A 23764-nucleotide genomic window follows, 5' to 3' on the forward strand; every position below is an offset into this window, starting at 1 on the left:
GCAACGCCTGGCGGATAGATCCGGACACGATTTCGACCAGCACGCACAGCAGGAACACCACCGACGCCAAGGCCCAGGGCTCAGGCTGCGTCGACCAGGGCAGCGGCCGTTCGGTGCGGTGCGGGGCGGTGGACCAGCGGGCTACTTTCCAGGTAGGAGCGGATTCTTTCCGCCGCGATGCAGCTGAGTGGGACCGGACGCAGTAGAGGGCTCATCAGAACGGCCGTCCCACTCATAATCTCGACGCGCCGGGCTGTTCGTGCTGGTTCGACTTCTACCGTTGTGGCGTCTCGACTTCGCTCGCACCGACCACTCGAATCGACGCATGGACAGCGGACTGTGGCGGGATCTTCTCGCGCTCGGGCGGTCGGTCGAACTTGCCGGTGCTGTGCCGTCGCTTGGGCGCCGTGCCGTCGAGTACGTAGCCACGTACGAGCGAGTGGTCGCTCCGATCGTCGAGTCGACGCTGGGCCGTTCGGGCCCTCGCCGGTACGTGGACGGTTCGATGTGCGAGGTATGCGCCACGCTGTGCTTCCTGGTCTCCGGCTACGCGGCCATCGCGAAGGTGCCCTTTCGCGCGGATCTCGCAGTGCTCGGCGGCGCGGTCGCCAGGGTGTATGACGACCTCGTCGACGAGTACGGCGACGACGATCTGCTCGAGCGGCTTTCGACGCTGTTCGCCGGCGGCGCGTTCGCACCGGCCAACGCCGTCGAACGGCTGTTGTTCGCCCTGTACCTGGAGTTGGCACGGCGGCTCGGCCGGAGTCACGACGATCCCATCAACTTCGCGCTGGCCGCATTGCACGAAGTGCAGGTCAGGTCGCAGCGACAGCGCGACCCCACGATTCCGTCGCCGGTCCTGGCGGAGATCACGCGGGCCAAGGGCGGACACGCGTTGGTGGTGCTATTCGCGTTGCAGCGACCGGCGATGGGAATCCGGGAACTGGAACTCGTGCGGGAACTGGGCGAGGCACTGCAACTCCTCGACGACTACATGGACGTCGCGGCCGACAGGAAGATCGGGATCACCACCTCGGCGACGAGAGGAGAGCTGTCACTCGCCCACATTTGCCGACAGCTGCGAAGGCTTCGCCCCGCGCTGTGCGACTTCTACGGCCGGTCCCAACCGCTCTGCGGTGTCATCTACGTCGATTTGTGGGGATCCTTCCTACGACGCCGTTGGCCGAGTCGGCTCGCCGCGGGGACTCCGGCAAGAGTGCTGGTATCCCTGGCTCGAAAGTGGGCGCGGGTACGACGAACCGGGGCTGACAGGTGACGTCGACCGGAGGATGGTGGATCTCGTGCGAGGCGGCGTCTTCTCCGAGCAGGGTCCGCTACGTCCGGACCTGCCCGTGCCGCTGCCGCCGGCCGGTGGGGTTGCGGCAGCCATGCGGTACGGGCTGACCGCGCTGCGCGAGCCTGCGTTCGAGGCGGCGCATCGGCGGAGCTCGTGGTTGGTGCTCGTGTCGGTCGTGCTGGTGGCGGCTGGACAGCTCGTCGTCGTCGGTTCGATGCGTGAATCGGTCACGAGCTGCGGCGTCGCGCTGGCGGCCTACACCGCGTTGCGCACCGCAACACTGATGGCATTGCAGCGGCAGCAGTACGCGTTCGAGCCTGTCTGGCTCGCCGAGCGGTCAGCCGCGTTGCGGGCGGCGAACTTTGAGGTGGTGCGCTGTGGCGTGGGCGACCGCACCTACGACCTGACCGATCCGGACGCGGTGGCGGACCTGCTGCGCAGGCCGGACGCCGAAACCACGGTGCTCCTCGACATCACTTATCCGCCTCGCGCCCTAGAACGTGCCCATCGAAGGCTCGGCGACGTGGACTTCGTTCCGATGCTGCGGCCCGGTATGCGGGCGCGTGCCCGGTTCCTGGACGCGCGGTACGAAATGCTGCCCTCGGGCAGTCGCACCTATTGGCTGTTGGGCGGGCCGGTGGCGCTTACGGTCGCGCAGCCAGCCGATCCTGCAACACCGCGTGCCGAAACTGGTAGTACGGGCCGACCTGACGCAGTACGCCGAGTCGATGAGCGTCCGCGAGGAAGGACATGAGCCGCAGCGGCGTTCGGCCGCGCAGCGCGAGCCAGAGCCGGACGACGAGGAAAGCGCCGCAAGCACTCGTGGACAGCACGACGAGACCGAGCCCGCAGGCACCGATCAATCCGCCGACCGCCGCGCCGACCAGGCCGACAAGCGCGGGATCGTCGATCGGGATGATCAGTCCTCGGTCGGCCGCGCCGAAAACGCCGCCCATCAACGCCCCGACCAGGACTCCGACCACGGCACCGAGCCCCGCTGCATAGAGCACCGCCAGTTCGTCGTCGCGCAGCGTTCGGGCCGGGGTGACCGCCTCGCGCGACTCGGTCGGCTCGGTGAACCGGCGGACTACGCCGAATGCGAGCCCGAAGACCAACCCGATCACCACCCCGAAACCAGCGCCCCAGAGCACACCGACGATGATCCCGCCGACCAGCGCGCCGATCACACCGAACCCGAGGTCGCGAGCGAGTTCGCGCCGACGCAGCGGCCTCGGTACGAACCGCCGAGGATTCTCCGGTCGGACGAAGCTCAGCCCGAGCCCGCAGGTAACACCGACCGCGAGCCCGAGCAATGCCCCGAAGCCCGGGCGGCCGAACAGCCCGAAGAACAACCAGCCCAACAACGTGCACGACGCGCCGCCGATCAACGCGCCTGCGCTGGGCCACACCGGTTTCGGCACCAGCTCGTGGAGGCGCCACCAGGCGATCTCTCGCCCGCCGCTGCGGGCGAGGAAAACCAGCCACCGCTCGGCTTTCGCTGGATCCCAACGTCGCGCCGGGTGCACGGGCCTTGACAACGGAGAGGGCGGCCGCGTCGAGAAAGCGTGTCGGGTGAACACATCCAGCAGGCGTTCTTCGATTTGGCGCGCGTCGGGAAGAGCGAGCAGTTCCGCAGGATCAGTGTCGGGATGGGCGTACGCGGTTCGGGCCAGGAAGAGCATCAGCGGCGTACGCAGTGCCTCGACGATCGGCTCGTCGTGCCCCTCGGTGAGTTTGGCCAGCACGGGATCCCAGCGATCGATGCCGGCATCGGGTGCTGCTTCGAGCAGGTAGTCGGCAGCGGTCTCAGCGGCTATCGGCAACAGCTGCACCACCAACGCATCGCGCACGATCCCGGTCGTGTTCGCCGAGTGGAACTCGTCGCTGCGGCAGGTCAGCACAACCGGCTCGGCGTTGCGCGCGTCCAGCTCGATGGCCCGCAACGCGGTGGCCCGGTCATTGGCGGCCATTTCGTCAAGACCGTCGAGCACCGGCAGGATTCGGTGCTGCGCAATCAGATCCCGCACCGCAGTGGCGCCATAGCGCGCCTCGTTGCCGAGGAACGGGTAGTCGTCGAGGATGTTGCGGATCAGCCAGGCGTGCAGGTTCTCCGACGGATCCCACGAGGAGATCTGGAGCAGCACGGGCACCTGGGGCGGCGCGGGCCGACGCAACAGTTCCAGAGTCAGCAACAGGCACAAGGCCGTCTTCCCAGCACCCGGCTCGCCGATCACTACGAGGCGGCGCGGATTGTCGGCGTAGGAGGCGATGAGCTGAGCCAGGTCTCCTGCATCCGCGCCGCCCCTGGCCTGCCATCGGATCGGCAGCGATCCTGCATCCTCGAGAAGTCGCTGGTCGGCCTCGGCCTCCCGCTGTGTGCGCACTTCCCAGGCCAACGCCTCGGCGGCACGGTCCACCTGTTCCGGTGTGCTCGGCTCCATCAGTTTCGAGCGCAACCGCCAGGCGGCAACGGCCTGCGCCACTGCAGCCGCGCCGGAAACGATGGTCAGCAGGGTCGTCGCGGTGGCAGCGCCGTACTGAACCCACATGATCGTGAGTCCGAGCACCAACGCCGCCCACAACGTGATGCGTCCCAACGCTCCTTTTCGCGACACTCGATCATTAAACCGAACTCGGCCGCTCGGGAACAGGAACGACCGCAGAACCGTTGAAGGCACCCCAAAACACACCCGGCCCGAGACCTCGGACGTCGTTGCGCCGGGCTACCGCTATTCGCCGCGGTGTGGTGCGGGGTCGGTGGGCCAGTTGGCCCCGTTCTCCCAGTAGGAGCGGATGCTTTCCAGGGAGCGGCCCTTGGTTTCGGGGGCGAATCGGAACACGAACGCCCAGGCGATCGCCGCGAGCGCCAGGAAGATGGCGAAGGTGGTGGTGCCGCCGAGGCCGTCCATCAGCGGTAGGAAGAACTGGGCGACGATCAGGTTCGCCACCAGGTCCGCGGTCAGCATCAGCGACGCGCCGAAGGCGCGCAGTCGCGCGGGGAAGCTCTCTGAGGCGAACACCCAGACCAGCGAGCCGAATCCGAAGTTGAACCCGGCGGTGAACACCAGGATCGCCGCGAAACCCCACCACGATCCGCCGCCGCCCAGCGACCCGGTGGCGAACACCAGGATCATCGCGACGCCGGCGGCCATCATCGCCGCGATGCCGCCGAGCAGGATCGGGCGCCGCCCGGCGCGGTCCACGACGAACAGCGATCCGATGGTCGCCACCAGCGCCGCCGCCTGCACGATCGCGGGCAGCCCGAGCACGGTGGCGTTGCCTTGGAAACCCATCTGCTTGAAGATCATCGGGCTGTAGTACGTGATTGCGTTGATCCCGGTGATCTGCACGAGGAAACCGAGGACCAGCACGAACATCGTCGCGCCGGAGTAGGGGCGGCGGAACATCTCGCCGAACCTGCCGCCGCGCTGGGCCGCGATGTCGGCGCGGATCTCGGCGAGCTCGCGTTCGACGTCGGCGCCCGGGTCGACCAGCCGCAGGGTCCGGCGGGCCTCGTCATGCCTGCCCTTGAGCACGTACCAGCGCGCGGTGTCGGGCAGCCGCACCAGCAGGAAGACCACCAGCACGGATGGGACCGCGGACAGCGCGAGCATCAGCCGCCAGTTCCCGGACGCGGCCAGGCTCCAGTCGACCAGGTAGGCGGCGAGGATGCCGGTCACGGTGGCGACCTGGTAGCCGACGACCAGCGCGCCGCGGATCGCCGCCGGCGCGGACTCGGCGAGGAAGATCGGCGCCACCACCAGCGACAACCCGATGCTGATGCCGAGGAAGAAACGCGAGATGTCGAGCCAGAGGATGTCGGAGACCAGCCCGGACCAGGCGGCGAACACCGCGTAGCCGAGCACCACGACGATCATCGTCGCCTTCCGGCCGATCGCGGTGGCCAGCTTCCCGGCGAGCAGCGCGCCGACGATGTTGCCCGCCACCAGCACCGTGGTCACGCTGCCCTGCAGCGCGGGGGACAGGCGCATCTCCTCGGTGATGAACAGCAGCGCGCCGGAGACGTTACCGATGTCGTAGCCGTAGATGACGCCGATGGTCGCGGCGGCGATCGCGATCCGGCGAGCCGTTGCCGAGGCAGTGCCCAGCGCAGGGGAAGCTCCGGACATGACACCCTCCTTAGAAGTGGTTTCGGGGTGGGCTTTCGGGGCGGTGCGGGTGGCGGCCCCCTCTGCGGGAATTACGGCCGCCGTCTGGACTCCGGGATCCCCGACTTGTGTATGTCCAATACGCGGCGCTGGGGCTGTCCTCGCCCTCACCGCATGCGGCTGGCGCCGCATTCTGAAAAGACCCGTTGGTGCGGTCAGGTCCCGAGGACGTCCAGCAGGTGCTCGATCTCCGCGGACACGGCCGCCCGGGCCGGTCCGAGGTACTTGCGGGGGTCGACGACGGCGGGATGCGCGTCGATGTGCCGGCGTGCGGCGGCGGTCAGCGCCGCGTTCAGCCGCGTGGCGATATTGATCTTGGTCAGCCCGGCCCGCACGGCGGCACCGAGGCCCGCATCGTCCACTCCGGACGATCCGTGCAGCACGAGCGGCACGGGCACGGCGGCGCGCAGCCGTGCGATCAGCCCGAAATCCAGCTCGGCGTCGCGGGTGAGCATGGCGTGCGAGGTGCCGACCGCGACGGCCAGGGCGTCGACACCGGTGGCGGCGACGAACCGGGCGGCCTCGGCCGGATCCGTGCGCGCACCCGGCGCGTGCACGCCGTTCTTGCCGCCGATCTCGCCGAGCTCGGCCTCCACCCAGATGTCGCGCTCGTGGCAGTGCGCGACGACTCCGGCGGTGGCCCGCACGTTCGCCGCGTAGTCCGAAGTGGACGCGTCGAACATCACCGAGGAGAAACCGAGGGCGACGGCTTCCCGCACCAGTTCCGGGGATTCGGCGTGGTCGAGGTGCACGGCGACGGGAACCCGGGCGTTGCCGGCGGCGGCGAGCATGGCCGAGCCGATCGGGCCGAGCGAGCCGTGGTAGCGCAGGGCGTTGTGGCTGACCTGCAGGATCACCGGGCGGTTCCGGTTCTCCGCGGCGTCGATGATCGCCGTGATGTGTTCGAGGAGCACGACGTTCAGCGATGCCACCCCGGCGCCGCGGGCGTACGCGTCGGCGACGATCTCAGCCGTTTTGGCCAGCGGCATGGATCTCCTCCAATCGCACCTCGCGGAGCTGCATCCGGTAGTGGTCCAGGTCGAAGTCGCCCGCGGTGGGCACGGTGACCGCGGCGGCGGAAACCGCGACGGCTTCGGAGAGCCGCTGCGGCCATGCCGAGCCGCTGACCGATCCGGCTGCCAGCGCCGCCACCACCGCATCGCCCGCCCCGGTCGGATTGCCGTGCACCGACCGCCCGGGAACGACCCGCCACGTGCCTTCGCTCGTTGCGGCGAGCAGGCCGTCCGCGCCGAGCGATGCGACGACGTCGCCGGCGAACCGCTGCCGCAGATCGGTCACGGCGCGCAGTGGATCGGCGATCCCCGTGCTCGCCAGGAGTTCTTCGGCATTCGGCTTGACCAGGGCCGGGTTCGCCGCCAGAGCTTGCCGCAGAGCTTCGCCCGAAGTGTCCACAATGGCCGGTATCCCGCAGCTCGTCGCCGCCTCGACGAACGCGGCGTAGCCATCGGCGGGAGCGCCCGGTGGCAGGCTTCCGGAGAGCACCACCGCGGAGAAACGCGGAATCAGCTCGGTCGTGGCGGCCCGGAAGCCGTCCCACTCCGGCCCGGTGATCTCAGGGCCGGGCTCGTTGAACAGCGTCGCGTTCCCGTCGTCGGCGGCAGCGACGGCCACGGTCCGCCGGGAGTTCCCGCCGATCGCGGTGAGCTCCCGGGCGATGTTCGACGCAGTCAGATCCCGTTCGATCGCCGCCCCTGTCGGCCCGCCCGCCAAGCCGCACACGGTGGCGTCGTGGCCGAGCCTGCGCAACACGCGTGCGACGTTGACGCCCTTGCCGCCCGCTCGCTCCGCGACGGCGGCGACGCGGTGGGTGCGGTTCGGGTTCAGGCAGTCGACCGCGTAGGTGATGTCCCACGCCAGGTTCGGGGTCACGACCAGGATCACCGCCGCACCTCCGCCGTCAGCCGCGTTCGAGCACGACGGAGCGGCTGAGATGGCGCGGCGCGTCCGGGTCGAGGCCGCGCCGCTGCGCCAGCCGGACGGCGAGCAGTTGGGCGCGGACCAGGTCGGCCATCGGGTCGATGGCGTGCCGGACGAACGTCGCGCCGGTGCGCCGCACGTCGGTTTCCAGATCCGTCAGCGCGGCGCCGAAAAGCCACGTCACGCGCCCGGGCTCGGCGATGCTGATCGGGCCGTGCCGGTACTCCAGCGCCGGGTAGGACTCGGTCCAGATTCCCGTCGCCTCGCGGAATTTGAGCGCCGCCTCGTGCGCGAGCCCGACCGTCCAGCCCGTGCCGAGGAACGTGAACTGGTTCGCTTCCAACAGGTTCGGGAGCGGCTTGCGGAGCACGGCCTCGGCTTGGTCGGCGGCACCGGCCAGGGATTGCCCGAGGTGCGTGCGAAGCAGCGCGAGCGTGCTGGTGGCGAACCGGGTTTGCACCACCGAGCGCTCGTCGCAGAACGACAGATCCACGATCTCGTCGGCGACGTCGCGCACGGCGTCGGGCGTCGCGGTGAGCACCGTGGTGGGGACTTTTCCCCGCAGGGAAGTCAGAAGCTGCCGGACCTCCGTCGTCGTGCCGGAACGCGTGATGGCCAGCACCCGGTCGTAGCGGCGGCCGACCGGCATCTCCGATGCGGCGAACGCGTCGGTCACGCCCAGCCCCGAGGCTTCCCGGAGCGCCGCGAAAGACTGCGCGACGAACCACGAAGTCCCGCAGCCGACCGCCGCGACCAGCTCGCCGGCCCGCGGTAACGCGTCGTGCAGCGAGTCGGCCAGCCCGGCCGCCCGGCGCCAGCACTCGGGTTGACTGGTGATTTCGGCCTGCACGAACGACTGCGCCATCGCGCGCTCCTCCGAAGGGCGTCGGCGGATGAAACAGCCATCAGGCTAAGTGCGTGAAATTGCTCGATCAATGCTCTATTCGAGCATCATTGATCAGTCAGGCGATCAAGACCCTGGTCCCGGCGGCGTCGAAGGCGTGCCGGACCTCGTCGTCGACGCCGGCGTTGGTGATCAGCGTGTCGATCGCGTCGCCGGCGCAGATCTGGGCGAACGCGCGGCGGCCCAGCTTCGAGCTGTCGGCGACCACGACGACGCGCGCCGCGCGCGAAGCCATCAGCCGGTTGATGCTCGCCTCGCCCTCGTGGTGCGCGTAAGCGCCGAGCTCGCTGTCGACGGCGTCGACGCCCAGGAACAGCAGGTCGAGGGTGATCTCCTGCAGGATGTGCGTGGCCAGCGGCCCGGTGAGTTCGAAGGACTGCTGCCTGGCCACGCCGCCGGTCACCACGATCTTGATGTGCGGCCGGACCACCAGCTCGTTGGCGATGTTCAGCGCGTTGGTGACCACGGTCAGCCCCGGATCGCCGCGCTCGCTGAGATCCGGCCGGGTGGCCAGGCAGCGCGCGACCTCGGTCGTGGTGGTGCCGCCGTTGAGCCCGATCACCATGCCGGGCTGGACCAGCCGGGCGGCCGCCGCGCTGATCCGCTGCTTCTCCGGCGCGTGCCGCGCGGCCTTGTGCCGCAGCGGCAGGTCGTAGGCGACGTTGGTGGCCACCGCGCCGCCGCGGGTGCGGGCGAGGAGCTGCTGGTCCGCGAGGTGGTCGAGGTCGCGGCGGATGGTCGCGGCGGAAACGTCCAGCTCGGCGGCCAGTTCCTCGACGTCGGCGCGTTCGCGCCGGCCGACGATGTCCAGGAGTTTGCTCAGCCGTTCGTGCCGGTTCACAACCAATCCTTTCGCGCGGCCCCGACGAAAAGTACTACAGCGCTCCGCGCGCATCGGACGCTGCGGGGCAGCCGAACGGATCATCGCCGAACCGTCCGTGCGTCGGTACTGCATCGAGGGCGGGTGTGCAATTCTGCGCGAAACATTGTTTCAACAAGCACATTCATGCAGGAGGGGACTGATGGTCGACGGCACTCCTCTTTCCCGGCGTACCCTGCTGCGAACCGGCGCGGTGGCCGGCGCCGGGCTCGGGCTCGCCGATCTGGTGACCGGATCCGCCGCAGCGCAGCAGGCCTGGCCCGCGGCCAAGGGAGATTCCATGATGGGCGTGCCCTTCGAGCCGCTCGAGACCGTCCGGGTCGGGATCATCGGCCTGGGCAACCGCGGCGCGAGCATGCTGCCGCTGTTCCTGGAGCTCGAAGGCGTCGCGATCACCGCGCTGTGCGACGCGAATCCCGATGCCGTGAACCGCGCGGCCAAGGCCGTGGTCGACGCGGGCAGGCCGGAACCGGCCAAGTACGGCGGCGGCGACCACGACTTCGAGAACCTGTGCACCCGCGACGACATCGACTTCGTCTACATCGCCACCCCGTGGGAATGGCACACGCCGATGGCGGTCACGGCGATGCGGAACGGGAAGCACGTCGGCGTGGAATGCCCCATCGGCGTGACCACCGCCGAACTGTGGGAACTCGTCGACACCTCCGAGCGGACCCGGCGGCACTGCATCCAGCTGGAGAACTGCTGCTACGGGCAGAACGAACTGCGCGTGCTGCGGATGGCGCACGACGGCATGTTCGGCGACCTGCTCTACGGCGCCGGCGCCTACCTGCACGACCTGCGGGAGTTGCTGTTCTCCAAGACCTACTACGCGAAGCAGTGGCGCCGTGCGTGGCACACGAAGGCCAACGGCGACCTGTATCCGACGCACGGGCTCGGCCCGGTCTCGGCGTACCTGGACGTCAACCGCGGCGACCGGCTGACGCGGATCACCTCCATGAGCACCCCGGCGCTCGGGCTCGCCGCCTACCGGCAGGAGCACCTGCCCTCGGACGACCCGGCGTGGCAGGAGCCCTACGTCAAGGGCGACGCGACCATGAGCCTGATCCAGACCGAGGCGGGCCGCGTCATCCACCTCGTGCACGACGTCTCCAACGGACGGCCCTACAGCCGGCTCAACCAGTTGCAGGGCACCAGGGGAGTGTTCGAGGACTACCCGCCGCGGATCTACCTGGAGCCGACCGGCAATCCGCACGAGTGGGGCAACTGGGACGACTACGCGAGCCACGACCACTGGCTGTGGAAGGACGTCGGCCCTGGCCCTGGCGGGCACGGCGGCATGGACTACCTGATGCTCTACCGGCTCGCGCAGACCATGCACCTCGGGTTGTCGCCGGACATCGACGTCTACGACTCCGCGACCTGGAGCGCGCCGTTCGTGCTCAGCGCGGAGTCGATCGCCGGCGGCAGCTCCGCGGTCGACTTCCCGGACTTCACCCGCGGCCGGTGGGACACCCCGCATCCCGGGACGGATTCCGCCAAGCCCTGACGTTGCGGGCACTGCGAGGATCGGTGCGTGACACCAGAACTCGGGCCCTGGGATCCGGCCGAGCCGGCCGAGGTCCAACGCCTCTTCGCGCGGCAGCCCGCGCCCTGGTGGGTGGCCGGCGGGTACGCGGTCGAACTCGCGTTGGGGCGCGGGCTGCGCGACCACGGGGACATCGACGTGCTGCTGCTCCGCCGCGATCAGTTGGCCGTCCAACAGGCCCTGGCGGGCTGGGAATGGTGGGCGGCCGACCCGCCCGGAACGCTCCGGCCCTGGAGTCGTGGCGAGCGGCTGCCCGCCGGCGTGCACGACATCTGGTGCCGGAGGAACGCGGATTCGCCCTGGCGGATCCAGGTGATGCTGGACGAATCTGCCGGAGACGACTGGGTTTCGAGGCGAGAGCGGCGCCTGCGCCGACCCATCGCGGAGATCGGCGGCCGGACCGAAGGCGGCATCCCGTTCCTGGCGCCCGAGATCCAGCTGTTCTACAAGGAGAAGAATCCCCGCCCCAAGGACGAGTTCGACTTCGCGGCGGTGCTCCCGAGTCTCGACGCGGCACAGCGGAGCTGGCTCGCCGAGGCGATCGTGACCACCTCCGGGCCCCACCCGTGGCTACCCGCGCTCGCCCGCGCTGACGCACCGCGCGATCCCGGCTGAAGACCGGATCCGCGATGCGATCTTCAGCCCGCGTTGGTCGTCCGGTCACGTCGGGGCAATGCGGATATGGCGTCCACACCGGGCCTTTCGTGGTCTCGACCACAATGGATGCCTTCCACCGCGAATCGCGGTCAAGCCGAGTTGCGTTCTGGCCGATCACTTACGGCACCCCGGTCGCAGGCCGGGCTCCGAGGCGCGGAGTCGTACTGGCACGGTGACGTAATCCGCCGTGGCCAAATCCCTTGACAACAGTTGACTTTTCGTGATGACGTCAGCCCTGGGTGTGCAGGGACTCGGCTGCTGCGGCGGCGATTGTCTCCGCCACGAGTGCGAGTGCCGGCACATCCAGCTTCCACTGCTGCCAGTACAGCGGCACGTCCACCAGCCGCCCCGGCGCCAGTTCCGTGAGGGCGCCCGACTGCAGCAGCGGTTCCGCTTGCGGTTCCGGGACCAGGCCCCAGCCAAGACCGGTGGCCACTGCGTCGCAGAAGCCCTCCGACGTGGGTACGTAGTGACGGAGCTGGCTGGCGCCCGCCCCGTCATGCGTGAGGGATCGAACGAACCGGTCCTGCAGTTCGTCACGCCGGTCGAAAACGATCACCGGCGCGTCGGGCAGGCAGCGCTCCAGCGGTCCGGTCGACAGATGGCGCGCCGCGAACTGCGGGCTCGCCACCGGCAGATACCGCGACAGGCCCAACGGGCGAACGGTGCAGCCCGCCACTGGCTCAGCCGACGACGTCACCGCCGCCATCACCTGCCCCTCGCGCAGCAGCGCCGCGGTGTGCGCCTCGTCCTCGCGATGCAGGTCGAAGCAGACCGGCGGGCTCTGCGGCACCCGCGTCAAGGCAGGCAGGAACCAGGTGGCCAGGGAATCCGCGTTCACCGCGATGGGCAGCCGGGCAGGGCCCGACCTGGGTGCGATCCCCAGGTCCGTCTGCGCATCCCGCTCCAGGGCGGCCAGCTGGCGCGCGAACCGCACCAACACCTGCCCGGACTCCGTCGGCCGGACCGGCTTCGTGCGCATCAGCAGCACCCGCCCGGTGTGCTGCTCCAGCGCCTTGACCCGCTGGCTGACGGCGGAAGGTGTCACGTGCAAAGCCGCAGCGGCGGCGTCGAAGGTGCCCTCGTCGACGACGGCGAGCAGCGTACGCACCTGGTCGAAGGGCAGCTCAGTCATCACGATGGCTAATGATAGATAAGAAACTTTAGTTGTACTAATGTCGCGGGGATCCATAGGGTCAGGTGACGTGAACAGCGGCATGTTCCCGGCGGCCATCGCCGGATTCGGTACAGGCCTGTCCCTCATCGTCGCCATCGGCGCGCAGAACGCGTTCGTCCTGCGCCAGGGGGCGCGCGGGCAGGCCGTCCTCGCGGTGGTCGGCATCTGCGCCGTGTCCGACGCGGTCCTCATCGCCCTCGGCGTGGCCGGGCTTGGCGCCGTGGTCACCGCGTGGCCCGCCGCACTGACCGCGGTCGGCCTGGCCGGGGGCGGCTTCCTGATCTGCTACGGCATTCTGGCCGCCCGCCGTGCACTGCGACCTCCCGCCGGACAAGTACTGACGACGGAGGGTGCCTCGGCGGGCTCCGTCCGCATCGCGGTGCTCACCTGCCTGGCCATGACCTGGCTCAACCCGCACGTGTACCTGGACACGATGCTGCTGCTCGGCTCGATCGCCGCCGACCGCGGCTCGCTGCGCTGGGTCTTCGGCCTCGGCGCGATGCTGGCGAGCCTGGCGTGGTTCGCTGGACTCGGTTACGGCGCCCGACTCCTCAGCGGCGTCCTGTCCCGCCCCATCGCCTGGCGGGTGATGGACACCCTGGTCGCAGCCACCATGCTCGCGATGGGCGCCATGCTGCTGGCCCGCACCCTCTGACCCTGCCTTCAGTGGAAGACCCACGTCGGAGATGGGTGCCGATGGCCGCGGAGATCCCGGCGTCTCGCCGGTCAAACTTCGGCTTCAAGATCAATCTCGCCGATAACCGCTGTCCTGTTGTTTCCCGAGGGCGGTGTTGTGGTCGCCGGGGGCGTATTGCTTCCATGCCGTACCAGCCTCGGCGGCCCGGGTTTCGGCAGTGGTGAGGTGGTGGCCGAGCATTCCGGCAACGACCGGGGCGGGGCTTGGAGGGCGAGCTTCCGCAAGGCGGCGATGCGTCCTTCGCGGTTGGGCAAACCGAGGTTGCGCAGCCGCAGTCGCAGGACGTGGTGCGCATCGGCTGACCGGCGCGGACGCAGTTCGCCAACGTCCACGACGCGCTCGCCCTCGCAGCCTCCGGCGGCGCGCCCGAGCGCGGCTCAGCCCTGCCAGGCCCGGGATGGGCCCCGGGTAGCATCGGGCTCCGGCCGCCCCGGGGTGGCGTCCGGAGCGCGAAACCTTCCGCCGGTCACCGAAACCCAGGCCGGCGCTCGTGCTGGGACACAGTGGACGGAAGTTTGGGGTGCGGGTGGCGCAAGGGCACCGCGCGCAGGTGGAACGGGCGGCGGAACAGGGCGTTCGGTTCGAGCACCTGCTGGACGAGCACGCGCAGGTGCTGCACCTGCTCGACGACACGGCCGCGCTGCGCGGGCTCGCGCAGCGGGTGCGCGAGGAATGCGGCGCGCACATCGGCCTGGCCGGGCCGGTCGAGGCCGACCGCCTGCTGGTGCTGCGGCAGTGGAACGGCACCTGCGCCACCGGCCTGCACGACCTGCGCGTTCCGATGGGGCTCGGGCTCGGCGGGCTGTCCTTCGCCGAGCTGCGGCCGGTGTGGGTCGACGACTACTGCGCGTCGCAGCTGATCACCCACGACTTCGACGGGCCGATCTCCGCCGACGGCATCAAGACCATGCTGGCGGTGCCGATGGTCCGGGCGGGCAAGGTGCACGGCGTGGTCTACGCGGCGATGCACGAGGTCACCGACTTCGGCGGCAGGCAGCTCGACGCCGCGGTGCACGTCGCCAACAGCGGCGGCCTCGCCCTGCAGACGGCGTCGACGGCGCGACGCCAGCGCGAGACGGCCGCCGCTGCCGAACGCCGCCGGATCGCCTCCGAACTGCACGATTCGGTGGGAGCGCGGCTGTTCCGGATGGGCGCGGAGCTGCGCGACCTGCGGACGCACGCCGAAGGCGGCAGCAGCGAGCTGCTCGACCGGCTGGTGTCGCTGGAGAACCAGCTCGCGGAGACGGCGTCCGCGTTCCGCGACTCGGTGCACGCCCTCGACCACGGTGAACCGGGCGGCGGCCTCGCCGAGACCTTGTCCCGCGACTGCGCGGCGTTCCAGCGCCGAACTGGCACGACGGCGCAGTCGGTCGAGGTCGGCGCGGTGCCGGACTGCGGGCCGCACCGCACCCGGGTGCTGCTCGCGGCCGCCCGCGAAGCGCTGCTCAACGTGGAGAAGCACGCCAACGCCCGCTCGGTGCTCATCAGCACGATCGCGCTGGACGACGGGATCACCGTCTCGGTCACCGACGACGGCAGCGGCTGGTCCGGCCGGGGCCAGGAGGGCAACGGCATCGGGCTGCGGGCCACCGCCGACCGGGTCGGCGAGGTCGGCGGCACGCTGTCGGTGGTGGCCAATGAGGACGGTGGGCTGACCGTGCGCATCCGGGTTCCGCTGACGTGAGCGATGACATCCGCCTCGTCGTCGTCGACGACCACCCGGTGGTGCTCGACGGAGTTCGCCTGCTGCTGCGCGACGATCCGGCGATCCGCGTGGTCGGCGGCGCACCGGACGCCGCCTCGGCGGTGCGGCTGGTCGCCCGCGCCCGGCCGCACGTCATCCTGCTGGACCTGCGGTTGCCGGACGCGGTGGCCAGCGAGCTCGTCGCGCCGCTGCGCCAGGCCGCGCCCGACGCGCGGATCGTGGTGTTCACGGCCTACCGCGACCATGCCGCGCTCCAGGCGACGCTCGACGCGGGCGTCGACGGATGCCTGCTCAAGGACGCCGGCGCGACGGATCTGGTGGCGGCGGTGCGCCAGGCGGTGAACGGGATCGCGATCTTCGATCCGCGCGTCGATGCCCGAGCGGCGCCCCGGATGCGCGCGCGGCTGCACAACACCGGGCTGACGCAACGTGAATACGACGTGCTGCGGCACGCCGCCGCGGGCCGGACCAACCCGGAGATCGCCGAGCAGCTCGGCCTCACCAGGCACACGGTCACCGGCTACCTGCGAAACGCGATGCGCAAGCTCAACGCCCGAAACCGGATCGAGCTGATCACCAAGGCCGCCCAGTCCGGCCTGCTGTAAAGCCTGTCTCGGATGCGGTTACGCGGGGACGCGGCAGGGCGGCGGGTGCCTTCGGAACGGTGAAGCCCCCCGCCGGCCCCGCAGCTATTGAAGTGAACGGCCTGTTCGCCTCGCCTATCGAGACGAACGGTCCGTTCGCTCCACACCCGCCGGCGTTGGGTGGATGAAGTGAGCGGCCTGTTCGCCTCGCCTATCGAGACGAACAGGCCGTTCACTCCGGCACCGACAGCGGGGATGCGCCACTGCGCGAAGGAGTTTCCAGATGGCTTCTGCAGGACGGCTCCGCCGCGAAACCCCACAGGTGTGGGGGACGGCTGTGCGGCCTGCGTCTCACACATCGGTTCGATTCCGCGCTGGATCCGGAGTATGTGCAGGTCAGGGGACCGTCGACGCGAACGGTCGGCGTTGGGCTTCCGGCGACGGCCTGGAAGGTGATCGCCATGGACAAGAAGTCGAACCTGCTGATCATCCTCGTCACCGGGATCATCGCCATCGCTCTGCTGTTCGTGGCCGTGTCGGTGGGCTGAGAAACGCCTGCACTCCCGGCCGCAGCCGGGAGTGCAGGCGTTCCAGCAGGGCTCAGGAGTTGGGCGGGGCTGTGCCGTACTGGGCCGTGCCGTACTGGGGCGTTTCGGACGAGTCCGGGTCGGGCCACGTCGCGTCGTACGGGTTCTTGCGAAGCGTCGCCGGGTCGGACGAGTTCGTCGGGCGCTGCATCGGGCCGCCCGCCAGGTAGGGCGAGCCGCCCTGGGACGTCGCGCCGGCCGAGGCCGAATAGGCCGAGCCGGACGAACCCGGGTTGGAGCCCACCGGGTTGGCGGTGGAGTAACCGGCCGAGGCCAGGCGAGGCGAGGCGGCGTGCGACGAGGTCGCGCCGGCCGAGGTCGTGCCGTGGGCCGACCCCGCGTACGACGATGCCGGGATCGACGACTGGTCCGACGGCAGGCCCGGCGTCCCGGACTGCGCGCTCTGGGCCGTCGTGCTCTTCGGCGTGCCGGTGCTCTGCTGGGCCATCTCGCTGATCTGCACGATCTTGTCGGTCAGCGCCGCCACGGCCTTCGCCGTCGAATCCACGTGCGTCATCAGGTTCTGCGCGCTGGACAGCAGGGTCTGCAGGTGCCCCATGATCCGGCCGCCGTATTCCACGGCGACCTGCACGGCCTGCGGGATCGCGGCCGCGATGCTCGCCCCGAAGGTCGCCTGGGCCGCGGCGATCGCCTGGTTCATGATCATGATGATCTTGCCGACGGCCTCGTTGACCAGGGTCGTGACCTCCTGGAGGGTCTTCGCGACCGCTTCGCCCGCGCCGGCCGCCGCTTCCGCCAGCGCCACGCCCGCCTGGCCGAGCCCGTTGATCCCGTCCACCAGCTCCGCGCCGGTCTTCAGGTATCCGGCCGCGGCCTCGCCCGACCAGCCGCTGGTCTCCGGCCCGGTCGACTGCCCGTACGCGTCGGCGATCGTCGAGACCGCCCGCCCGGCGTCCTGGAAGCCCTGCGAACCGGAGGCGATCGAGCTCGGGTCGCCGGCCAGCTGTTGCAGCGGTTCTTCCAGGAACGACACCGATTCCGCGAGGAAGCCGAAACCGGCGCCGGCCAGGGCCGACAGCGGGTTGGACACCGAGCCGAGCAGCTGCATCCCGGCACCGGCTCCGCCGAAGTCGCCGGTCTGCCAGTCCTTGTTCTGCACGGCCTGGATCGTCGACTTCAGGTCGTCGACGACCTGGGACGTGCTCGACTGGCCCGGGTTCGCCGAGAAGTTGATCTCCACGGTCATCGTGCGTCCTTCCCGAGCAGCAGGCCGACGTTGTGATCGTCGGAGCGCTCGTAGCCCTCGGCGGTCTGCACGAGCGCCGAGCTCATCCCGTCCATGGCGGACGCCGCGTTCCCGATGGCCTCCCCGGCTTGGGTCATGGCGCCGCTGAGCCCGGCGGTGATGAACTGCACGAACGTGCCGAGCGCGTTCTCGGCCAGCTCGCCGGGCAGGCCCCCGGCCGCGGCGGACAGCCCGCCGGCGATGTCGGCGACCGTCTTGGCGTGCTCCCGGATCTGCTCGGGATCGACCTGGAAGTCGTTGGGCGCGCTCATCGGACGATCACCTGCGGGTTCGCGAAGAAGTCGTCGTCGTTGTCCGGCGGGGGCGGGCCGGACGAGGCGTCGACGCCGGCGGCCGGCGGCATGTTCTGCTTCACGAAGTCCAGCGCGGGACCGTCACCGACGTAGTCGGTCATGATCTCGACCACCTGGGCGCCGACCGAGCGCTGCGCTTTCTGCGCGGTGGTCAGGATGAGCCGCGCGAGCTGCTCGGCTTCGAGCGCGCGAGCCGCCGGCGTCAGCCGGATGTCCTCCATCGCGCCGCTGGGCCCGACCTGCACGGTGACCTCGCCGCGCGGCGAACTCGCCGTGCCGCTCATCCGGCTCAGGCTTTCGCTGGCCGCTCGGGCGTTCGCCGCCGCCCGCGCGAGCTTCTTGTCATAGTCAGCCAGCCACTGCGCTGGTGAATCCACGGTGTTTCCTCCGACTTCGTCCTGAGAAGTGCGCGACGGGCTCACCGTGGCCTGCGGGCGATCCCGGCCAGCTCGTCGAGCGCGAACCGCAGGTCCTCGCCCCGCAACGGGTTGATGCTCACCCAGCCGTTGCGGGCCTGGTTCACCCGGAGCCGCCCGCGCGGACCGTCCAACCAGGACAGTTCGGCGCCGGCCCGGACGCTCTCGGCTCCGTCGCGCCGCGTCGCGCCGAGCTTGCCCCGGCCGGTCAGCGTCGGCAGCAGCCCGGTGAGATGGTCGAGCACGTCGGGGTCGCCGCCGCAGTCGCGGACGAGCTCCCGCAGGAGCCGTTCCTTCGCGGCGTCGTCGGCCACGTCGCGGATCAGCTCCGCCGCGCTGCTGATCGCGCGCTCGGGCAGCGAGATCGGCATCGCCCTGGCCGGCCCCAGGTCGGGCACCATCGCCCGTAGCGCGTCGGCCAGCGCGTTCGCCACGACCCGCCTGATCCGCACCGGGCTCGCCGGGTCGTCGTCCAGCGACTGCTCGCAGATCAGCGTCCACGACCGGTAGACCATCGCCACGACGGCGGTCGAGCCGTCGCCGTCGGCCAGCACGAGATCGACCGTGCCCCGGTGCTCGCGCAGCGCCGTGACCAGCTCGGCCGCGGCGCCGGCAGGCCCGTCCTCGTCGGCGAGCCCGCGCGCCTGGAGCGTCTGCCCCGCGGTGGCCAGCAGCACCTCCCGCTCGCCGGCGATCCGTCCGAACGACGGCACGCGCAGCGGGAACGGGAAGCGCACGCCGACGTGCGAGGCGAGCAGGTCGAGCTCGATCTGTCCGAAGTGGATGGTTCCGTCGGTGGCCCCGCGCCGGGCGGTGCGCGTGGTCGCGGCCGTCATTCCGCGGCACCGCCCGTTTTCCGCAGCACCTGCGCGGTGCTGTCGTCGGAATCCACGTAGCCGGTGACGGTCTGGTGCAGCGCGTTGTGGAAGCCGTTCAGCTCCGTGTCGGCGGCGCTGATCTCGCCGGTGAGCCCGGACTGGCCGGCCGCCTCGCGCAGCCGCATCGCCAGGTGCATCGCGGGCGGCGCGGTGCCGAGCATCGGCATCCGCTCGGCCAGCTGGCGCGCGGACGTGACCAGGCCGTTGGTCTGCTCGCCGATGCCGGTGAGCGTGGTGACCTGGGCCGCGAGGTCCTGCGGCGAGACCTGGTAGCCGCGCCCGGAGTTTGCTTCGGAGGTCAAGGGATTCACTCCTGTTCGTGTCAGCCGATGACCGGGGCGCTGGCCGGTCGGTCGTCGGCGAAGAGCTTCTGGTCGACGGTGGGCATGCGGTTCTCGTGCACCTGTTCTTCCTCTTCCTCGCCGCGCCGCGCGCCGGGCGGCACCATGCCGCCGCCCGCGCCGCGCCCGGCGAGGCCGGCCATCGAGCCGGACCCGGCCATCAGCGCGCCTCCCATGGCTCCGCCGCGCAGTCCCGCCTCCAGCGGTCCGGCGTCGACCAGCTTCCCCCAGGGCGTGCCGCCGCCGGCCGCACCGGCTCCGCCGCCGAATCCGGCCGCGGAGGTCGCCGCCGGCGTCTCGAAGCCCATCGCCTCGGTCGTGCCGGCCGGCGCGACCGTCTTGCTGCTGTTGAGCAGGCTCGTCTCGTAGCGCTGCATCACGTGCACCGCTTGCGCCTTCTTCTCGGCGGCCGCGACGTTGGCGAGGAACAGGCTGCCGCCGCCGGCTGCCACGGCGCCGATCGCGGCGCCCATCAGGGCACCCGGGCCCGCGCCGACGCCGCCCGCGCCCGCGCCGACCAGGCCGCCGATGACCGCGCCGGCCCCGGCTCCGGCGACGGCGCTGGCCACGGCGCCTCCGGTCGGGTCACCGGGCGGTGGCGGCATCGTGTTGCGCGCGACGGAAAGCGCGTCGCCGGCGTCCTGGGTGGCCTGCTGGGTGGTGGCCGCGCGGGTGCTGATGCCGTCGGTCCGCTCGCCGATCGCGCCGAGCCGCTCCGTTGCCATGTCGGCCGCCGAACTGGTCCAGCTCGTCTGCATGGCGCCTCGCTGCTGGCGCATCGTTTCCGCGTGATCGGTCAGCTCGCTGCTGTGCCGGCCCCACTCCGTGGCGACCGCGCTGACGTCCCCGACGTCGGCGTTGTCCCACAGCATCTGGTGGAGCTGCTCGTGGGTGTAGGCGTTCCAGTTCGTGCCTTCGGGCGGGATCGGCGAACCGAAGTACCCCTCCCACACGTTGCGCAGGGCGCTCACCACGGGCTGCGCCAGCGCACCGGCCGGCCCGGCCTGGTCCAGCACGGAGGTGGCGGCGTTCGCCAGGTCTTGCACGCCGGCGGACGCCGTCTCAACGACGTTCGCCGCTCCCGAGTCGTTGATCATGTCCGGTGTTCTGCCTTCCAATCGGTCCGCCGACCCGGCGGCGGACCACCGATCACGGTGATTTTGCTGAGGTCACAGATGCTGGCGACGGCTGCCGCCGTCGTCGCGGAACAGTGGTGCGCTCACGGCGGGCGCGACGGCGCTGCCGACCGGCGCGGGTTTGCGCACGAGATCCATGCGGGATGTCCACCTTCATGCCGGGCCCGCCTCCCCTCGGCGGGTGCCGCATAAAGATCACCAGAACGGCGCATCGGAATCATCAGCAACATTGCTGATGTTCCGGAAGCCGGGTAGGTAGCGGGCCTCATTCGCGCTGCTCGAATCCGAGCGCGATCTCGACCCGTGACGAGTAGCCGAGCTTGGCGAGCACCCGCGACACGTGCGAATCGACCGTTCGCACCGACACGATCAGCCGTTCGGCGGCCTCCCGGTTGGTCAGGCCTTGCGCCACGAGTTCCGCGACGCGGTACTCGGCGGCGGTGAGGCTGTCCCAGCCGTGCTTCGGCCTGCGCCGGGAGCCGGTCGCGCCGCGCCGCAGGCCGTACGCGCGCAGCGCGGCGTCCGCCCGGTTGATGTCGCCGGTGGCGGTCAGCGCGGTGTACTGGTCGATCGCGGTCTGGTAGACGGCCCGGGCGTCCGTGGATCTGCCGGACGCGGCCAGGGCCTTCGCCGCGTCCTCCGCCGCGCGCGCGGCGAGGATCGGCGATCCGGTGTCGGTGAACTCCTGGGCAGCGGCCAGCAGCACGTCGACGTCGCTGTCGACCAAGCCTTGGCAGTACATGAGCGCGCCGCGTTCGCCGGCCGATTCGCCGGTGCTCAGATCCCGCATCTGCGCGACCAGCCGGTTGGCCAGGTCGCGGTCGCCGCCGGTGACCGCGATGCGCACGAGCCGGGCGCCGACCGTGGCGACCGCGTGGGCGTGATGCACGCCGACGTCGCCGGCGGCGAGGGTGTGCACGATCTCCAGCGCCCGTTGCGAGTTGCCCTCGGCGTCGGCGACGTGCGCGCTGGCCAGGATGGAGATCTGCTCGTAGAACACGGCGACGCCGCGGCCGACGGACCGCTCGGCGAGCTCGGCGTGGACGCGGGCGGCGGGCAGGTCGCCGCGGTGCAGCATGATCATGGATGCCACCCCGTGCAGCGGGCCGGCCAGCCCGTACTGGTCGGACAGCGCCATGGCGGCGCCGATCTCGTCGAGGGATCGGTCCCAGAGCCCGTTGTTGAACGCGGCCAACGCTGCGATGGTGTGCAGCCAGACCAGCAGGCCCGCGCCGATCTCGCGGGCGATCGGGCGCGCCTGCTCGATGGTCTCCAGGGCGGCCCGGTCCTGGCGCAGGTCCTGGACGACCGCGCGCAGGAGGCGCGACATCAGCCACAGTCCGCGGTCGTCGACGGCGATCTCCAGCAGCGCGTCCGCGCGGTCCAGCCGCTCCAACGCCCCGTCGAGGTCGCGGAAGACGAACAGGCCCGTCGCCTCGACGTTGAGCAGGAACACTTCGACGAGCGGGTCGTGCGCGGCGGCCGGCGTCGCGAGCTCGACGGCGCGCTGCGTCCCGGTCAGATCGCCGGCCGCGAGGCAGGCGGCGGCGTCGATCGCGGCGAGCCGTCCGGACAGCTTGCCGTCGACGCGTTCCGGGTCGAGGGCCGCGATGGCGGCGGCGGGATCCATCTCCCGGAAGCAGATCAGGGCGAGCACGGCCCGCAGCCGGTGCCGGATCGGCGTGTCCGGATGCGCGGCCAGGCTGGCGGTGGCGGTGCGCTGCGCCTCATCGGTCCGGCCCGACCACATCAGCGCCTCGGCCAGCGCGGCGCGCAACGGGTGCAGGCGCGAATCGCCGGGCGGCAGCCAGGAAACGGCCCGGTGGAACAGGTCCACCACCGCTGGTGTGGGCCGGGCGGCGAGCCGATCGGCGTGGTCGTCGAGCCAGCCGACGGTCCACGCATCCACGGGCGTGTGCGCGAGCTGTTCGGCGACCGCCCGGGGCACGGCGTCGCGGGCCGCGAGCGCGCGTGCTGCGGAGCCGCGCAAGCCCGCCGAGGTCGCCGCCACGTCCTGGCGCACAACCGGATGCCGAAACCGAACGAGCCCGCTTTCTTCCGCCAGCAACCCGAGCGCGGCCAGCCGCGCGATTCCGGCCAGCGCGTCCACCGGCGCCGTTCCGGCGACGGCGGCCAGCTCGTCCACCGACGCGGGTTCGTCCAGGATCGCGGCGAAGCGCAGCAGAGCGGCATCGCCGCCCGCCAGCCCGGTCGCCCAAGCCGTCACCGCCGTGGCGCGGTCATCCTCGGTGAGATGGGTCAGCAGCCACGGGTTGCCGCCTGCGCCGTCGGCCAGCCGCAGCAGCGATTCCGGCGGTTCAGCACCGGAAATCTCGGCGAGGAGGGCTCGGACGGCGTAGTCGTCCAACGGTTCGAGGTCGTGCACGGTTGTGAGTCGATCGAGCCGCGTGAACCGGGCGGGCTCGACGCCGCGATGTCGCCCGGCGACGACCAGCAGCGACCGGTCGTGCAGTCCTTCGGCGAGCTCGTGCAGCGCGAGCAGCGTCGCGTCGTCCGCCTGGTGCAGGTCGTCGATGACGACCACGGCGGGCTCGGCCCAGTCCGGCGCACCGGCCGACAACGCGGTGGATCCGCTCGGCGGCAGCACGGGAATCCGATGGGTCCGCAGGCCGAGATCCCGGGCCACCGGAAGGTGCGCGTCCAGCACGGCGGTCACGCCGAGACCGGGATCCGCACGCAGCATGACGAGCCCGCCGCGCCCGGCCAGTGCTGCCGCCGCGGCGTCAGCGAGCAGGCGCTGTGTCTCGTCTCGTCCAAATAAGCTCACCATCGCAATCAGTAGGAATCCTACAATCGGGTGATCGCGGGAAAAGCCGATTCCGGCGAGAACAGACCAGGTGGCCGGTTCCTGTCAGTGGCTTGCGCGAGAATGGTCCACATGGGTGTGCCGAGCGGTCAGTTCCTGCGGATGGTGGACAAGCTCGCCGAGGTCGAGCAGGCCGAGGCGCGCGACTACACGTCGTTCAGCGTGCGCGGCAAGGGATTCGGCTACCACTGGCCGCGCACCGACACGGTCGGCCTGAAGCAGACGCTCTCCGAGCAGGTCGCGCTGGTGGCCGAGCGGCCGGAGGTGTTCGAGGTGCAGTTCACGGCGGGCGGCTACGGCTGGGTCGTCGTGCACCTGCCCAAGATCGACGCCGACGAGCTCGCCGAGCTGGTGTACGAGGCCTGGCGGCTCTCGGCCCCGGAATCCCTCGTCGAGGAGAACCCGCTCCCGTAACCCGAGCCGAGCGGCGCAGCCGGGCTCGGTGGGTGTTCCAATTTTGCC

Annotated in this window: 24 protein-coding genes; 10 read left to right on the forward strand and 14 right to left on the reverse strand. The window is 70.8% G+C overall.

All coding sequences use genetic code 11. The features are described 5' to 3' along the window. The 3 genes from AB0I53_RS13660 to AB0I53_RS13670 form a co-directional block, all read left to right on the forward strand. The coding region (locus tag AB0I53_RS13660; RefSeq protein WP_358601338.1) for a hypothetical protein at positions 1–206 on the forward strand (206 nt) is incomplete at its 5' end. A gap of 119 nt (positions 207–325) precedes the next feature. Next, complete coding sequence (locus AB0I53_RS13665) at positions 326–1276, forward strand: class 1 isoprenoid biosynthesis enzyme (protein WP_358601340.1); 951 nt, start codon at positions 326–328, stop codon at positions 1274–1276. 16 nt (positions 1277–1292) lie between these two features. Then, on the forward strand, positions 1293–2051 hold the full coding sequence (locus AB0I53_RS13670; RefSeq protein WP_358601343.1) for a hypothetical protein: 759 nt from the start codon (positions 1293–1295) through the stop codon (positions 2049–2051). Here the strand turns inward: AB0I53_RS13670 and AB0I53_RS13675 are convergent. The 6 genes from AB0I53_RS13675 to AB0I53_RS13700 form a co-directional block, all read right to left on the reverse strand. Next, positions 1942–3894 (reverse strand): hypothetical protein, encoded by a 1953-nt coding sequence (locus AB0I53_RS13675; protein WP_358601345.1) that lies wholly within the window; start codon positions 3892–3894, stop codon positions 1942–1944. The genes AB0I53_RS13670 and AB0I53_RS13675 overlap by 110 nt on opposite strands. A gap of 132 nt (positions 3895–4026) precedes the next feature. Then, positions 4027–5427, reverse strand: a complete 1401-nt coding sequence (locus AB0I53_RS13680; RefSeq protein ID WP_358601348.1) for a sugar porter family MFS transporter — start codon at positions 5425–5427, stop codon at positions 4027–4029. A gap of 194 nt (positions 5428–5621) precedes the next feature. Then, the gene (locus AB0I53_RS13685; protein ID WP_358601351.1) at positions 5622–6455 is read right to left on the reverse strand and encodes a class II fructose-bisphosphate aldolase; all 834 of its coding nucleotides are present in this window, start codon (positions 6453–6455) and stop codon (positions 5622–5624) included. Further along, positions 6433–7368 carry a hexose kinase gene (locus AB0I53_RS13690; protein WP_358601354.1) on the reverse strand — a complete coding sequence of 312 codons (936 nt, stop codon included), beginning with the start codon at positions 7366–7368 and terminating at the stop codon, positions 6433–6435. Before AB0I53_RS13690 ends, AB0I53_RS13685 begins: the two co-directional genes overlap by 23 nt. Positions 7369–7384: 16 nt before the next feature. Further along, a complete protein-coding gene (locus AB0I53_RS13695; RefSeq protein ID WP_358601357.1) occupies positions 7385–8269 on the reverse strand; it encodes a sugar isomerase in 885 nt (294 codons plus the stop codon). A gap of 97 nt (positions 8270–8366) precedes the next feature. Next, a complete protein-coding gene (locus tag AB0I53_RS13700; RefSeq protein ID WP_358601359.1) occupies positions 8367–9149 on the reverse strand; it encodes a DeoR/GlpR family DNA-binding transcription regulator in 783 nt (260 codons plus the stop codon). 181 nt (positions 9150–9330) lie between these two features. On the opposite strand from AB0I53_RS13700, the gene AB0I53_RS13705 reads away from it, so the two are divergent. Further along, positions 9331–10698, forward strand: a complete 1368-nt coding sequence (locus AB0I53_RS13705; protein ID WP_358601362.1) for a Gfo/Idh/MocA family oxidoreductase — start codon at positions 9331–9333, stop codon at positions 10696–10698. 27 nt (positions 10699–10725) lie between these two features. Next, a complete protein-coding gene (locus AB0I53_RS13710) occupies positions 10726–11352 on the forward strand; it encodes an amino acid transporter (RefSeq protein WP_358601365.1) in 627 nt (208 codons plus the stop codon). A gap of 271 nt (positions 11353–11623) precedes the next feature. Here AB0I53_RS13710 and AB0I53_RS13715 read toward each other — a convergent pair whose 3' ends face one another. Next, the gene (locus AB0I53_RS13715) at positions 11624–12529 is read right to left on the reverse strand and encodes a LysR family transcriptional regulator ArgP (RefSeq protein ID WP_358601574.1); all 906 of its coding nucleotides are present in this window, start codon (positions 12527–12529) and stop codon (positions 11624–11626) included. An 82-nt stretch (positions 12530–12611) separates the two neighbouring features. Here AB0I53_RS13715 and AB0I53_RS13720 point away from each other — a divergent pair, with 82 nt between their 5' ends. The 4 genes from AB0I53_RS13720 to AB0I53_RS13735 all read left to right on the forward strand — a co-directional run bounded on the left by AB0I53_RS13720 (position 12612) and on the right by AB0I53_RS13735 (position 16105). Next, positions 12612–13226 carry a LysE/ArgO family amino acid transporter gene (locus AB0I53_RS13720; RefSeq protein WP_358601577.1) on the forward strand — a complete coding sequence of 205 codons (615 nt, stop codon included), beginning with the start codon at positions 12612–12614 and terminating at the stop codon, positions 13224–13226. Positions 13227–13788: 562 nt separating this feature from the next. Beyond that, positions 13789–14952: a GAF domain-containing protein gene (locus AB0I53_RS13725; protein WP_358601367.1), complete on the forward strand. Its 1164-nt coding sequence runs from the start codon at positions 13789–13791 to the stop codon at positions 14950–14952. Next, positions 14949–15578 (forward strand): response regulator transcription factor, encoded by a 630-nt coding sequence (locus tag AB0I53_RS13730; protein WP_358601370.1) that lies wholly within the window; start codon positions 14949–14951, stop codon positions 15576–15578. The genes AB0I53_RS13725 and AB0I53_RS13730 overlap by 4 nt, the downstream gene beginning before the upstream one ends. Before the next feature lie 368 nt (positions 15579–15946). After that, positions 15947–16105: a hypothetical protein gene (locus AB0I53_RS13735; RefSeq protein WP_358601373.1), complete on the forward strand. Its 159-nt coding sequence runs from the start codon at positions 15947–15949 to the stop codon at positions 16103–16105. 52 nt (positions 16106–16157) lie between these two features. On the opposite strand, the gene AB0I53_RS13740 is transcribed toward AB0I53_RS13735, so the two are convergent. From AB0I53_RS13740 to AB0I53_RS13770, 7 genes are all read right to left on the reverse strand, one after another. Continuing rightward, positions 16158–17351, reverse strand: coding sequence for a hypothetical protein (locus AB0I53_RS13740; protein ID WP_358601376.1), 1194 nt, complete (start codon positions 17349–17351; stop codon positions 16158–16160). Next, positions 17348–17662, reverse strand: coding sequence for a type VII secretion target (locus AB0I53_RS13745; RefSeq protein WP_358601379.1), 315 nt, complete (start codon positions 17660–17662; stop codon positions 17348–17350). The genes AB0I53_RS13740 and AB0I53_RS13745 overlap by 4 nt, the downstream gene beginning before the upstream one ends. After that, a complete protein-coding gene (locus AB0I53_RS13750) occupies positions 17659–18081 on the reverse strand; it encodes a YbaB/EbfC family nucleoid-associated protein (protein WP_358601382.1) in 423 nt (140 codons plus the stop codon). Before AB0I53_RS13750 ends, AB0I53_RS13745 begins: the two co-directional genes overlap by 4 nt. Before the next feature lie 41 nt (positions 18082–18122). Beyond that, entirely contained in the window at positions 18123–18956 is an 834-nt protein-coding gene (locus AB0I53_RS13755; protein WP_358601385.1) for an ESX secretion-associated protein EspG, read from the reverse strand. Continuing rightward, positions 18953–19300 (reverse strand): hypothetical protein, encoded by a 348-nt coding sequence (locus AB0I53_RS13760; protein ID WP_358601388.1) that lies wholly within the window; start codon positions 19298–19300, stop codon positions 18953–18955. The genes AB0I53_RS13755 and AB0I53_RS13760 overlap by 4 nt, the downstream gene beginning before the upstream one ends. A 20-nt stretch (positions 19301–19320) precedes the next feature. Beyond that, complete coding sequence (locus AB0I53_RS13765; protein ID WP_358601391.1) at positions 19321–20436, reverse strand: hypothetical protein; 1116 nt, start codon at positions 20434–20436, stop codon at positions 19321–19323. Between the two features lie 304 nt (positions 20437–20740). Then, positions 20741–23266, reverse strand: coding sequence for a LuxR C-terminal-related transcriptional regulator (locus AB0I53_RS13770; RefSeq protein WP_358601394.1), 2526 nt, complete (start codon positions 23264–23266; stop codon positions 20741–20743). A gap of 108 nt (positions 23267–23374) precedes the next feature. Between AB0I53_RS13770 and AB0I53_RS13775 the strand changes: the two genes are divergently transcribed. Beyond that, entirely contained in the window at positions 23375–23716 is a 342-nt protein-coding gene (locus tag AB0I53_RS13775) for an MmcQ/YjbR family DNA-binding protein (RefSeq protein WP_358601396.1), read from the forward strand. Positions 23717–23764: the final 48 nt, after the last annotated feature.

This window comes from Saccharopolyspora sp. NPDC050389, assembly GCF_040655595.1.
GTDB lineage: Bacteria > Actinomycetota > Actinomycetes > Mycobacteriales > Pseudonocardiaceae > Saccharopolyspora.

Coding starts and splice junctions, on each gene's coding strand:
- AB0I53_RS13665 (WP_358601340.1), top strand. CDS start 326: ATGGACAGCGGACTGTGGCGGGATCTTCTCGCGCTCGGGCGGTCGGTC.
- AB0I53_RS13680 (WP_358601348.1), bottom strand. CDS start 5,427: ATGTCCGGAGCTTCCCCTGCGCTGGGCACTGCCTCGGCAACGGCTCGC.
- AB0I53_RS13685 (WP_358601351.1), bottom strand. CDS start 6,455: ATGCCGCTGGCCAAAACGGCTGAGATCGTCGCCGACGCGTACGCCCGC.
- AB0I53_RS13695 (WP_358601357.1), bottom strand. CDS start 8,269: ATGGCGCAGTCGTTCGTGCAGGCCGAAATCACCAGTCAACCCGAGTGC.
- AB0I53_RS13705 (WP_358601362.1), top strand. CDS start 9,331: ATGGTCGACGGCACTCCTCTTTCCCGGCGTACCCTGCTGCGAACCGGC.
- AB0I53_RS13715 (WP_358601574.1), bottom strand. CDS start 12,529: ATGACTGAGCTGCCCTTCGACCAGGTGCGTACGCTGCTCGCCGTCGTC.
- AB0I53_RS13720 (WP_358601577.1), top strand. CDS start 12,612: ATGTTCCCGGCGGCCATCGCCGGATTCGGTACAGGCCTGTCCCTCATC.
- AB0I53_RS13740 (WP_358601376.1), bottom strand. CDS start 17,351: ATGACCGTGGAGATCAACTTCTCGGCGAACCCGGGCCAGTCGAGCACG.
- AB0I53_RS13745 (WP_358601379.1), bottom strand. CDS start 17,662: ATGAGCGCGCCCAACGACTTCCAGGTCGATCCCGAGCAGATCCGGGAG.
- AB0I53_RS13755 (WP_358601385.1), bottom strand. CDS start 18,956: ATGACGGCCGCGACCACGCGCACCGCCCGGCGCGGGGCCACCGACGGA.
- AB0I53_RS13765 (WP_358601391.1), bottom strand. CDS start 20,436: ATGATCAACGACTCGGGAGCGGCGAACGTCGTTGAGACGGCGTCCGCC.
- AB0I53_RS13770 (WP_358601394.1), bottom strand. CDS start 23,266: ATGGTGAGCTTATTTGGACGAGACGAGACACAGCGCCTGCTCGCTGAC.
- AB0I53_RS13775 (WP_358601396.1), top strand. CDS start 23,375: ATGGGTGTGCCGAGCGGTCAGTTCCTGCGGATGGTGGACAAGCTCGCC.